Genomic DNA, 13,480 nt, shown 5'->3' with positions numbered 1-13,480 from the left:
CTTTGCACGTTCACATTTAATTGTAGTGGATACACAACATTGTGATGTCGTCGAACTGAGGAGCCTCAGCAACAAACTCATCAATAGCTGTCTTAACATTGTTTACAACGCCGTAAACATCAGCATTTGGCTCCTTGTTAAGAGCTTCAAGAAGCCTGTCGTTTCCGAAGAGCACATTGTCCTTGTTGGTGGCCTCAGTGACACCGTCGGTGTAGCAAAGAAGCGTATCGCCGTGGTGGAGCTCAAACTCGTGCTCCTTGAACTTGAGGCCTTCCATGGTAGCAAGGGCAGGAGAGTGTTTGTACATTACAAGCTCGAAGGTGCCATCTGCGCGCTTAAGGGCAGGATGCTCATGACCTGCGTTGGCTGCAAGACCTTTACCTGTCTTGATATCAAGGATTGCAAACCATACAGTAACGAAGAGCTCTGCATCATTTCCTTCACACAGCTGCTCGTTGGCATAGCTCAGGATCTCTGAAGGTGTGCCTCCGATGAGGGCACGGTTCTTTATGAGGGTCTTTGCGATCACCATGAAAAGAGCTGCCGGAACTCCCTTACCTGATACGTCAGCCACCACAAGTCCCAGGTGTGATTCGTCGATAAGGAAGAAGTCGTAGAAGTCGCCACCAACCTCTTTTGCCGGATCCATGGAAGCGTAGAGGTCGAACTCTGTCTTTTCCGGGAAGGATGGGAAGATCCTTGGGAGCATGTCCGCCTGGATCTGGGTAGCTACGTTCAGCTCTGCACCAATCCTTTCCTTTTCTGCCGTGATGGCGGTGATATTGTCTACGTACTCGTTGATATCCTGCTCCATGTGCTTCATAGCATCGGAGAGGTTCTCAATCTCGTCGCCGGTGGTGATATTAAGTCCGCTAAAGGCATGACCCTTTTCAGTACTGTAGTAGTTAAGGGCTGCTTTGGACAGCTTATTGATCGGTGATACAACCTGCTGCTTGATAAGCAGGATGAAGATGCTGCTCAGTACAACTGCAATGAGAAGTGTGAGACCTGCAAGTAACCAGGTAAAGGCTGTTTCTTTCGACTTAATGTCATTCATGGAAATATCAGCAAGACCCAGGGCTACTACTTCGCCCTTTGAATCGTAGATAGGATATCCTGCAGTAACCAGCCAGCCATATTCTGGAGTGTTGGTAATATACGCAGGGTAACCAATGGAGGGGTCATCCAGTACTGCGTAGTTAACTTCGTATAAGGGATCATATACCCCGGGATCATTGGCTATCTCGGAACCGTCTGCCAGGTAAAAGGTGATCTTCTCCTTGGGATATACGTAAACAACGTAGATATCCACACCATTTGCCTCACTGATCCGCTGCAGCTTTTTCAGCTCAGTCTTAAATTCTGGAGTTTCCTTGATCCCCTGATAGTGACTGATGTATTCATCAAACTCGGGAGTGCCCATCATGTCACTGCCGACTTTTTTATCAAGGCTTTCATAGACCTCCACTACCTTGTCCCGTAAAAGCCCGATATTGTCACCATCCACACTTACTGCCACAGTATGTGCCAGATTGGTAACGTTTTTTTCGTATTCAGAGTTGATGGTCTTGTCAAAAACCACGTAGGTTAATACACCTTCCACCAGACCCATTACTACGACCATGATAATAACCAGGAGAACGCTTTTTTGACCTAACGACATTTTTTTCATATTCTCACCACCATTGTATTGAATCCCTGATAACGCCTATAGTAAAAAGATTTTGCTTTTTTCTTTATGATATCCATGCCCAGGGCATTGAAATCCGAATCAGCATCCTCCAGTTCCTTTAACGCTTTTGTGCTCATGTCAAAAGGGTTGAAGGTGTGGGCATTGTCCCTGATATGAAGTGAAAAATCCTGCTCTGCCTTTTTTACAAGGGTAAGCTGGATATTACATTTTCCACGGTCTGCTTCTTTAAAGCCATTACTCATGATGGCTGAGCACATTTCCTCTACAGTCATCTGAACGTAATACATCTGCTTGGGAGATGCTTCCCATCTTTCACAGAATCCCTCGATCTCGCCAACTGCAGTACCTATCTGACTTGTGTCGCCACCAAGGGTAGTGGTATAGATCTTTTCCTTGGAAACACGCTTGGCATTCCTTTCCATTCTACTCAGGTAAAAGAGAATTATCACAAATGACAGTACCTCTGTTACAGGGTAGGTGAACCAGAAAGCTTCTTTTCCAAGGAAGATGCAGACCAGCATAACCGGCAGCAAAATGGCGATTCCTCTTAGTGTTGACAGCAGGAATGCCGGGAATGGAATCTCCCTTGAGGTGTAGTAGTTGGAATATATGATGTTAAGTCCTGCAAACAGTATGCAGACACAGAATACTCTAAGGGCAAAAGAGCCATAAATAACGGTAGGCCTTTCGACTATACCAAAGAGCCTTAGGATAAATGGTGAGAAGCCTCCGATGATAGTGACAAGAACTGCTGTTGTTATTACAGAAATAGCTATCAGGTTCTTTTGCAGCTTATCGCACTCCTCGTAGTTGCATTCACCCTCGTAGGTACTGATGATGGGCTGGGATGCCATGGTGATGGCACCAAAGATATATGCCATGAAATAGCTCATGTTCTGTACCACATCAAATACAGCAACACCGGCTTCTCCTGCAAGTCTCATCATTGCATTGTTTCCAAGCCAGATGAAAATGAAGGAATAGATATAACTTACGCAGGAAGCTATACCGGTCTTAAAGCTGGAGAACACGCTCTTAAAGCTGGGCTTAAGAGGGAATAACTTCAGGCGTTTATTTTCAATGTACATGAATATAATCTGGAAAATGCTGCTGATAACAACGCCGGAAACCGTTGCCAGTCCAGCGCCCTTTACACCCATGCCAAAGAAAAGAACCAGCACGATGTTCAGGGAGAAATCACAGATGCTTCCGATGGAAGAGCAGATGGAGGCTGCCTTTTCCATGTCATCGTTTCGCATGAAATAACCCATGCTGTAGTCGAAGAAAAAGATAGGAGCTGCAGTGAGCACCAGGCGAAGATATGTGCCTGCTGCAATAAACAGCGTATCGTAATCTTTGCTGGCACCAAGGAGCATAAGTATCTGATCCAGGAAAAGGTTTCCAAGAAGGGCAATGGCTGCGCCGATGATAAGGAGAGTGACTAATACACCCTGGAATTCAGAAACAGCTTCTTTTTCCTTACCTTCGGTCATTTTGCTGGAGAAGGTGATGGAACCACCAAGGCCGAAGGAGTGCATAATAACGTTAAAGAGCATAAAGATCGGGATGGAAAAGGCGATGGCTGCAAGACCCACCGTTCCCATACTGTTTCCTACTACGAGGGCATCAGCCATGTCCGCCACTGAATAAACAAGGGCGGCTATCAGCGCAGGCATATACTGCCTAAGGAACATGTTTTTTGTAAAGGTCGATATCTTAGGTATTTTCATTTTTGTATTCCTGTGTACATATCTATCATTTTGCAGGGATGCATGAATTCTTTTGCCTGTCTCAGGCCTTCAATTCCAAGGTCCTCTTCGAAGTTATAGTACCGGACCAATTCGGGCACAGTAGCTGAGAAACACTGTCTCACATAATACTGAAGTCCGTACTCGTTGATAACTGATTTCTGGACACAACAGTCCACCGTATCATCGCTTAGTAAATATCCACCCATCACTGAGCAGGGAACCTCATCCATATAAAGAACTATCCCGAATATTCCCAGAGCATCCATGTTTTCAAACATCGCTTCCAGAGCATTGTGGTCTTTGCAGCCCGGATCGAAGTCTTTGTTTCGCCTCCAGATATTGAGGATGTAGTTTACGTCCGGAATAGTATCCTTATCCAGGTTTTTTATCCGGAAAGTATGCTCTTTTACAAGCTGTTTTACGTATCTCTTTTTTCTGGACAGGCCCTTTCCGGGAAGATTTTCAATGGTGTCCCTGTCACAGATATACTCGCTGTCACTTACCGCAGGCTCAATCTCGAAGGTGTCCGGAAAAGACTCTTTTACAAAGTCCAGATCCTCAGGTGTCATATACCTTAAGACCAGACCCTTTTCCTGCAACCTGTCTTCAATAAAAGCCTTCTTTTGTTCGTTGCTTCCGACAGGGAAGAACCAGGTGTTAGGTCCTGCATCATAAAGCTTTGCTGAATATAGGCCCGGACGAACGTATGCCGATATCTTCATGTCTTTTGACCAGATAAGTAAGGAATTAAAGGCATGGGCACTGTCGCCGTGGCCGTACTTACGGTACAGATCAGATATGGCATCCTTCATATCAAAGCCGATATTTTTGGGTTCTGAGTTATCCATTTTAAAGCCTGCGCATCCTTTCACAGAGAATGTAACCATCTTGCAATTTGAGTGCTTCCGGTGGTCTAAGGTGGGCATCCTCTGACTTATATGCAATGCCATCTATCAGTTCAAATTTACTGTTATCTTCAGTGCTTATGTAAAAGCACTCATAGCTCTTGAAGGCTCTGAGGATGAGATCTGCCTGGGCAAAAGACATATCGCTGCGTATTGTGTAATCCTCAGGAGTGGGGGTGTCCCAGTATTCGGCCTTAGATGAGTCCTGGGGAGTGGCGTTGTCCCAAAGATCATCAAAGTCTTCTGCAAGGCGCTTTACCATGGAGGGGATCACGCTCCACTGCCTTTCTGTAAGGACTACAAGGTCATCCTCGGGATAGACCGGTATTTTTTCCTGAAGAAGTATATCCCCAGAGTCCAGCTCTTTTACCATCCTGTGCATTGTAACTCCGCTCTCGGAAAGCCCTTTAAGAATGGTCAGTGGCATCGGCCAGGAACCTCTTCCAATGGGAAGGAGAGAAGGATGGGTGTTGACTATTGGGAGCTCTTCTATGACGGGGATTATGTAGTAATACCCGCCAACCAGTACAAATCTGCATCCGTTTGCCAGAAGATCGAAGAGATCGTCCCGGGTTATACGTTCTATCTGAATAGGAATGCCATGCTCTTTTGCAAAAGCTATTGTCTGTGTGTTAAATTCCGTAACGTTGTCTGTTTTACAGGTAAAGATCTTTATTATCTCGCAGCCTGAATCATACAGGCTACTTAGAACCGGGTAGAGAATATCGATCCCGATATAGGCTACTTTCATATCTGCTCCCAAAAAGGAAATATATTATCGTATAGTTAATATCATTTTACCATTTATTGAAGAAAATAATTATGAAGATATGATAAAATAATTCTATTACCGCCGAGAAAGCGGATAGTTTTGGATTAGGGGGTACTACCATGAATTACAATTTCTTTGCGCTTATTTCAAGAATGAAGTACATAGAGCGCTGGGCTTTAATGAGGAACACAAGACAGGAGAATCTGTGCGAGCATAGCATGGAGGTGGCAATGATCGCCCATGCACTTTGCGTTATCGGAAATGTGCGCTACGGCAAGAATCTTGATGCCAATAAGGCAGCTCTCATTGGCCTTTACCACGATGCATCTGAGATAATCACAGGAGATATGCCAACTCCCGTTAAGTACTTTAATGCAGATCTTAAGTCTGCCTACAAGGAAGTAGAGGCAATCGCAGATGATAAGCTTTTGGAAAAACTTCCCGATGACCTTCGCCCATCCTTTGAGGATATATTTAAGCCCGCTGACACAGAGGAAGAGCGCTATATGAGAAAGCTGGTAAAGGCAGCAGATAAGCTCTCAGCCCTCATCAAGTGTATAGGGGAAATGAATGCCGGAAACTCAGAGTTCAGGACAGCTAAGGAAAGCACAGGAAAATCCATCAGAAGTCTGTACCAGGAACTGCCGGAGGTGCTTGATTTTGTCAATGAATTCCTGGCCTCCTACGGAAGTACACTGGATGAGCTTACCTGACGAGTTAACATGATGATATGGATTGCTCCGTGCTTTGCACTCCCGCAATCCCGCGAAATATTCGGAAATCATGGGGCCCCTGCCCCACTTTTTCCTCATGTTTCGGCGAGTCATAAAGTCTTTCATCCACTGACATGCAAGCATGTCGTGGTCTCAGACTTTTGACTTTTATCATCATATAATTGATTTTTTGCTGTTTTAATATCATACTTATTGTAAGGGAAAAATCAACTCGATAAGGAGGCATCATGTCACAGATTCAGGATATCTTAAGAGAAGCAAAAGAAAACGGCGCATCTGATGTTCACATTACTGTAGGACTTCCACCTAAGATGAGACTTAACGGAAAGCTCATTGCCATGGAAAGCTATGGCAAGATGCTTCCTCCAAACACAAGGGAGATCGTTGAGGAGATCATGGATGACAGACAGCTGGCCAAGCTTGAAGAAAACGGTCAGCATGATATGTCCTTCTCTGTTCCCGGAGTGGGTCGTTACAGACTTAATGTATTCAAACAGAGGGGTTCCTTTGCTATGGCATTCCGTGTTGTTGCAACAGAGATCCCAAGTGCCGAGAGTCTTGGAATTCCTGAAACTGTAGTAGACCTTTATACCAAGAAGAGAGGCCTGGTACTGGTTACAGGACCAACAGGTAGCGGTAAGTCTACAACTCTTGCCTCAATAATTGACCGTATCAACAATAACAGGGAAGCTCATGTTATCACTCTTGAGGATCCTATAGAGTTCACATATCAGCACAGAATGTCCATCGTTAACCAGAGGGAGATCGGTACTGATTCAAATAGTTATGCCAGCGCCCTTCGTGCTGCTCTCCGTGAAGATCCTGATGTTATCCTTGTAGGTGAGATGAGAGATTTGGAAACCATCAGTACAGCCATCACTGCAGCAGAGACAGGACACCTGGTTCTTTCAACTGTTCATACAATTGGAGCTTCCAATACTGTGGACAGACTTATTGACGTATTCCCATCCCATCAGCAACAGCAGATCAGAATACAGCTGGCGGGAGTTTTGGAGGCTATTATTTCCCAGCAGCTCCTTCCTACAGGAGATGGCGGAAGAATAGCAGCCTTTGAGGTTTTGCATATCAACAGTGCTGTAAGAAACCTTATCCGTGAAGGTAAGTCCCACCAGCTCATTACCTACATGCAGACCTACAGGAAGCAGGGTATGATCACTATGGATGATGCGATCTTAGAGCTGTACAGGGCACAGAAGATTTCGAGAGAAATTGCTCTTCAGTTTGCACAGGATCCTGATACCATGCAGAATAAGATGCTAAGATAACAGATCCGGGAGAAGCAAGATGATAAACCTCGCAATTGTTGAGGATGAGGATTCCTATGCTCAGCAGCTGACAGAATTTATACAAAAATTCCAGGAGGAAAGTGGCAATTATTTTAAGGTCACCAGGTTTTCTGATGGCGACGAGATAACTAATGGCTACAAGGGACAGTTTGATATTATCCTCATGGACATAGAGATGAAACTGATGGATGGAATGACAGCCGCAGAGGAAATAAGAAGGCTGGATCAGGAAGTTGTCATTATGTTCATCACCAATATGACAAACTATGCAATACGTGGCTATCAGGTAGACGCTCTTGATTACGTTTTAAAGCCTGTTAGCTACTTTGCTTTTTCGCAAAAGCTGGACAGAGCCATATCAAGGATCCGTAAGTCGGATTCCAAGATAATATCAGTTGAAATGCCCTCCGGCGTAAAAAAGCTTGATATAGACAATATCTTTTACATTGAGAGTGAAGGCCACAACCTGAATTTCTATACCAGTGCAGGGGAGTTTTCAGTAAGGGCAAGAATGGCGGATTTTGAGCAGCAGCTTTCTGAATACAATTTTTTCAGGAGCAATAAGGGATATTTAGTGAACCTTAAGTATGTGGACGGAGTAGAAAACGGCGCCTGTATCATTGCCGGGAAGCAGCTACTTATAAGCAGATCCAGAAAGAGCGACTTTATGAATGCTCTGACTGATTATATGGTGGGATTATAATATGAACGAGCTTTATCAGGACATCCCAAGAATATATACAGCCCTTGCAGAGTGGCTTGCCTGCCTGACCTACTGTCTGATTTTAAAGCGTAAGGTACGAGGGGTAAGATTTGTTGCCATATCGGCAGCAGCTCTTTTGATCCAGAGCCTGTTTCTTGTATATACCAAGAATCTCCATATATATCTCTGGATTCCCTGTATGCTGGCAGCAGTTCTTTTGATGTACCTGTTCATGTACCTGATATGCGATGACACAAAGCTGGTTATCGGTTATTACTGTGCCAGGGCGTTTCTTCTGGCAGAGCTGGCAGCCTCACTGGAATGGCAGCTGGCCAGCTACACGGCAGTGATAAAACCTGCGCCTGTCATTCAGATTTTAATTCTTGTGGTAGTATATTCACTTGTGTTTGTGTGGGCCTATCACATGGAAAAGGGCATTGTCAGAGGCTTTTTCCAACTGGAGATCAACGTCCATGAGTTTTTGGCTGCTGTGATCATTGCTGCAGCAGTATTTGCTTTTAGTAACCTGAGTTTTATTTTCCCCAATACCCCTTTTACGACCCAGATCACTGCTGATGTGTTCTATGTAAGAACCCTGGTGGATCTGGCGGGGATCATGATACTGTACGTTTACCAGAGCCGTATCTGTGAGCTTTTGGCGGAAAAAGAGCTGAGTAATATCCATTCAATGCTGAAGGCTCAGTACGATAAATATCGAAATTACCAGACTACCTTTGATGTCATCAATATGAAGTACCATGACCTGAAGCACCAGATAGCAGGTCTTAGGGCAGAGATGACAGAGGGCGAGAGACAAAAGTGGATCGACTCCCTTGAACAGGAGCTGGAATCCTACTCACCGGAGCTTGAGACCGGCAACAGCGTTCTTGATACTCTTATTGCCGGCAAGATGATGAACTGCCAGGTCCATGACATAAAGGTTACCTGCGTTGCAGATGGCAACATTCTGGATTTTATGCACGTGGCTGATATATGCACCATATTCGGAAACGCACTGGACAACGCCATTGAGAATGTTACTCTCATCGAGGATCCGGAAAAGAGACTTATTCATATAACAGTTTCTCCTAAGAAGAATTTTGTACTTATTCAGATAAACAACTACTGTGAAAGCCAGATCATGATGAAGAATGGCTATCCTGTAACCACCAAGGCGGATAAGGATAATCACGGTTTCGGCCTTAAGAGCATTCGGTATACTGTGGAAAAATACCATGGAACCGTAAAGTTTGAGGTTAACAAAAACTGGTTTGAGCTTAATATCCTGATTCCCCAGGGAGGAATTGGATGAATTTAATCGCAGTTGCAACTTCAGATTATATCGGAGCAGTGCTTTTGATAGCACTTCTTTTCAGCAGCCGTATCAGACGAAATGCCAATAGAGACCAGATTGAGATGAATGTCTTTTCCTTTAATGCAATCCTGGCTCTGTTTGCATGCTTCGTGGATTTCTTTGCCTTCTACGCAGATGGAAAGCCTGGAACAACATGGAAGATCATAAACATTCTTTCCAACACCTTCTGCTTTCTTGCTAATCCCCTTTTTATATCATGCTGGTGCCTTTTCGAGGACCTGAAGTTTTATAAGTCCAGGAAAAGGATCAGGAAGATCTACGTATATGCCTTTATTCCTGCTGCAGTGCTGGAACTTATAGCCTTGTTGAACATGTTTGTTCCTATAATATTCTTTGTTGACGAGCAGAATCGCTACGTAAGGCTGCCTTTCAGCTACGCCTACTATGTTGTGGATCTGTTCTATATTCTCTTTGGCGTATATATTCTCAGGAAGTATGAGAAAAAGTACGGAAAGGTAAGATTCTTCCCTATATTCCTCATGATAGGTCCTGTGGTCCTGGGATGTGGCCTTCAGTTGCTGTTCTATGGTGTTTCCCTTATCTGGGTATCTTTGGCTGTAGGTATGACTTCCATCTATATGTCCCTTCAGAATGAGTTTTCCTATCAGGATAAGCTTACGGGATTATATAATAGGGCCTACCTTGATTACTGCCTTGAAAGTGCCCTAAAGGGCAAAGGCAAGGGCCTGGGCGGTATTATGATCGACGTGGATTATTTCAAGAAGATCAATGATACCTATGGTCATTCAGCCGGTGATGAGGCTTTGGTGGATGTTACAAGGATCATCAATTTCTCAAAGCCCGATAAGGCAATAGCTACGAGATTTGCCGGCGATGAGTTCATTCTTCTTGTTAAGGATACAAGTGATGATGAAATGAAGCGGATCATTAAAAATATTCATGACGAGGTGGATCTTTTTAATGAAACGGAAGGCCGTGAATACAAGCTTTCCCTGTCCACCGGTTATGCAATCTATGATCCCAAGGCGGAAAGCCTTGATGACTTCCTGAAACACATGGATGATAACATGTATGAGGAAAAGAACCTGAAACATGGTAAGTGAGAAGCGCGCCGCTCGGATCACAGATCCTCGCTGTCGCGGCGTTCGCCGCATGAATATACAAATGTAAACCTGCTTGTGAACGAGTTCACATCAGATTTCCATTTGTATATTCGCCCTTCTCACTTCAACGCGCAGTTCGTGACAAAAATCGTACCGTTTGTGACAAAAACGGCACGATTTTTTTTGCGTGATAAGCTTAGACTATCTTATAAAAGGGAGGTACTTATATGTTATCTATCAACATGGATGACGTCATGAACGTCATAACATCCATCAAATCTTATCTGATAGCTATTGGTATTATCATAGCTGTTGCAGTGGTTCTCATGATCGCTGTAATGAAGCTTAATAAGCCACTTAAGAAGCTTATCAGAGGAACAGCGCTTGTTGCAATGCTCACAGGTATTGTAGTATGCGTAAACATGATCTGTTCAGGCCCTATGAGCACAATGCTTGACCTGGTAAGCGGATCAGGAACTATTTCAAAAGAAACTTCTGACGAATCTACAGTTCTTGCACAGGATATCGCAAGAGAAGGTATTGTTCTTCTTGAGAATGAAGGAAACACTCTTCCTGTTGCAAGTGGTTCTAAGCTCAATGTCTTTGGATGGGCTTCAACAAATCCTATCCTCGGTGGTGCTGGTTCAGGCGCTCTTAATGATGCTTATGAGACCATCGATCTTCTTCAGTCACTGGCTGATGCAGGAATTGAGACAAATAAGGATCTTACAAAGTTCTACACAGACTATAAGGCTGACAGACCTGTTGTAGGAATGTGGAATCAGGATTGGACACTTCCTGAGCCTAACGTTTCTCTTTACACAGATGATCTTATGGCAAATGCAAAGAGCTTTTCTGACACAGCAATGATCGTTATCAGCCGTTCAGGCGGAGAGGGTGCTGACCTTCCTACAAATATGAACGCAGTTATTGATGGTTCATATAAGGATGGCACAACATACACAGCCGGCACATATGACGATACTTTAAATGCAGGTAATGACTGGGATGCAGGTGATCACTACCTTCAGCTCACAAACAGAGAGGAAGAGATGATCGACCTTGTATGTGCTAATTTTGACAAGGTTATCCTTGTTTACAATGGTGCAAATGCATTCGAACTTGGTTTCATTAATGATCACCCTCAGATTAAGTCAGCTCTTTGGGTAGCTGGAATGGGTCACGTTGGTATGGAGGCCCTTGGTGAGATCGTTACCGGTGAGGTTAACCCTTCAGGTAAGACAATCGATACTTATGTTTACAACATGAAAGAGACACCTTGGTGGAACAACTTTGGTGATTTCAATTACACAAACATGGATGAGTTTGCTTACACATCCACAGGTTTCACAGGCGTAGAGTCTACAGCATATGTTTCATTCATCAACTATGTTGAGGGCATTTACGTTGGCTACAAGTTCTACGAGACAGCAGATGCTGAGGGACTTATCGATTACGATAAGATGGTTCAGTATCCATTTGGCTATGGACTTTCCTACACATCTTTCGAGCAGACAATGGGAGACATCACAGAGGCTGACGGACAGATCAGCTTCGACGTCACTGTAACAAATACTGGTTCTGTAGCAGGTAAGGATGTTGTTGAGGTTTACTACAATCCTCCTTACACAAACGGCGGAATTGAGAAGGCAACAGCAAACCTTATCGAGTTTGAAAAGACTGATCTTCTTGAGCCAGGAGCTTCACAGACCTTCAATATTTCTTTTGCCCTTGAGGATATTGCATCCTACGATTACCAGAATGCAAAGGGATATGTACTTGAGGCAGGAGATTATGTGATCTCCATCAACAAGGATTCACACACAATCCTTGATTCAAAGACTTACACAGTAGGCAGTGAAGTTGTCTACAACGGTTCAAACAACAGAAATTCTGATATGGTAACAGCTACAAACGCATTTGATTATGCTGAAGGTGATGTTACATATCTTTCAAGAAAAGACGGATTTGCTAATTATGCAAAGGCAACTGCAGCTCCTTCAAACTATGAGATGAGCGCAGCAGCTAAGGCTGATTTCTACAACATCAGCAATTACCTTACACCTGAAGCAACAGCAGCAGACGAAGATCCTAATGCTGCAGCAGTTACAACAGGCGCAGCTACAAACCTTAAGCTTGCTGATCTTCGTGATGTGGCTAAGGATGATCCAAAGTGGGATGAGCTCCTTGACAGCATGAGCCTTGACGATATGAATGCTCTTATCTCTCTTGGCGGATATCAGACAAACTCTGTTGATTCAATTGGAAAGGTACGTACAAATGACTGTGACGGACCTGCTTCAATCAACAACAACTTCACAGGTGTTGGTTCTCTTGGATTCCCTGTTGGAGTAACTGTAGCAGCAACCTTTAACAAGGCACTTGCTTATGAATTTGGACAGTCAATCGGTAAGATGGCTGACGAGATGGATGTATCAGGTTGGTATGCGCCTGCTATGAATATCCACAGAACTGCTTTTGCAGGACGTAACTTCGAGTACTATTCTGAGGATGGAGTCCTTTCAGGTATAATCGCTTCTAATGCCTGCCAGGGATCATGGTCACAGGGAGTTTACGCTTACATGAAGCACTTTGCTCTCAACGATCAGGAAGAGAACAGATGCGACATGCTCTGCACATGGGCTAACGAGCAGGCTATCCGTGAGATCTACCTTAGACCTTTCGAGATGTGCGTAAAGAGAACACCTATCCTTGCAGTTATGTCATCCTTCAACTACATCGGAAACCGTTGGGCAGGTGGATCTGCTTCACTTCTTAAGACAGTTCTTCGTGATGAGTGGGGCTTTAACGGATTCGTACTTACTGACTACTTCGGCGTTTATGGATACATGTCATCAGATCAGGCTATCCGTAACGGTACAGACTGCATGCTGGTTAACTATCCTACAGCAACAAACAACGTTCAGTTCAGAGATACAAACGGTGCTCAGCAGGCTATGCGTGATGCTACCAAGAACATTCTCTACACAGTAGTTCAGTCCAGAGCATATGCTCCTGAGAACCTCACAATGGGCATGGCTTCATGGAAGAAACTCATGATCGTTCTTGATGTGATCTTCGGAGCACTTATGGTTTGCCTTATGGCAATCTTCATTAAGAACTACAAAAAGAACAAGGCTGCTGACACTTCAGCACAGGCTTAATAAAGCCATTAT

10 protein-coding genes are annotated in these 13,480 nt (G+C 44.2%); 6 read left to right on the top strand and 4 right to left on the bottom strand.

The annotated features are described in order from the left end of the window. Positions 1-16: 16 nt before the first annotated feature. From BO18_RS03085 to BO18_RS32350, 4 genes are read right to left on the bottom strand one after another with little or no spacing between them, the layout of a single operon-like run. A complete protein-coding gene (locus tag BO18_RS03085; RefSeq protein WP_051688465.1) occupies positions 17-1,672 on the bottom strand; it encodes a PP2C family protein-serine/threonine phosphatase in 1,656 nt (551 codons plus the stop codon). Further along, on the bottom strand, positions 1,669-3,423 hold the full coding sequence (locus tag BO18_RS03080; protein ID WP_034443510.1) for an MATE family efflux transporter: 1,755 nt from the start codon (positions 3,421-3,423) through the stop codon (positions 1,669-1,671). Before BO18_RS03080 ends, BO18_RS03085 begins: the two co-directional genes overlap by 4 nt. Next, on the bottom strand, positions 3,420-4,292 hold the full coding sequence (locus BO18_RS03075) for a phosphatidylglycerol lysyltransferase domain-containing protein (RefSeq protein WP_034443508.1): 873 nt from the start codon (positions 4,290-4,292) through the stop codon (positions 3,420-3,422). Before BO18_RS03075 ends, BO18_RS03080 begins: the two co-directional genes overlap by 4 nt. Before the next feature lies 1 nt (position 4,293). After that, complete coding sequence (locus BO18_RS32350) at positions 4,294-5,100, bottom strand: formyltransferase family protein (protein WP_051688464.1); 807 nt, start codon at positions 5,098-5,100, stop codon at positions 4,294-4,296. A 140-nt stretch (positions 5,101-5,240) separates the two neighbouring features. Here BO18_RS32350 and yfbR point away from each other — a divergent pair, with 140 nt between their 5' ends. From yfbR to BO18_RS03040, 6 genes are all read left to right on the top strand, one after another. Next, positions 5,241-5,834, top strand: coding sequence for a 5'-deoxynucleotidase (yfbR, locus tag BO18_RS03065; protein WP_034443506.1), 594 nt, complete (start codon positions 5,241-5,243; stop codon positions 5,832-5,834). A gap of 248 nt (positions 5,835-6,082) precedes the next feature. Beyond that, a complete protein-coding gene (locus BO18_RS03060; RefSeq protein ID WP_034443503.1) occupies positions 6,083-7,141 on the top strand; it encodes a type IV pilus twitching motility protein PilT in 1,059 nt (352 codons plus the stop codon). Positions 7,142-7,160: 19 nt separating this feature from the next. After that, positions 7,161-7,865, top strand: a complete 705-nt coding sequence (locus tag BO18_RS03055; protein WP_034443501.1) for a LytR/AlgR family response regulator transcription factor — start codon at positions 7,161-7,163, stop codon at positions 7,863-7,865. Between the two features lies 1 nt (position 7,866). Further along, positions 7,867-9,177 carry an ATP-binding protein gene (locus tag BO18_RS03050; protein ID WP_034443499.1) on the top strand — a complete coding sequence of 437 codons (1,311 nt, stop codon included), beginning with the start codon at positions 7,867-7,869 and terminating at the stop codon, positions 9,175-9,177. Beyond that, the gene (locus BO18_RS03045) at positions 9,174-10,304 is read left to right on the top strand and encodes a GGDEF domain-containing protein (RefSeq protein WP_034443497.1); all 1,131 of its coding nucleotides are present in this window, start codon (positions 9,174-9,176) and stop codon (positions 10,302-10,304) included. Before BO18_RS03050 ends, BO18_RS03045 begins: the two co-directional genes overlap by 4 nt. 227 nt (positions 10,305-10,531) lie before the next feature. Further along, positions 10,532-13,468, top strand: coding sequence for a glycoside hydrolase family 3 N-terminal domain-containing protein (locus tag BO18_RS03040; RefSeq protein ID WP_034443495.1), 2,937 nt, complete (start codon positions 10,532-10,534; stop codon positions 13,466-13,468). Positions 13,469-13,480 lie beyond the last annotated feature (12 nt).

This window comes from Butyrivibrio sp. AE2032 (genome assembly GCF_000702965.1).
This window is presented reverse-complemented; position numbering and strand designations above follow the sequence as displayed.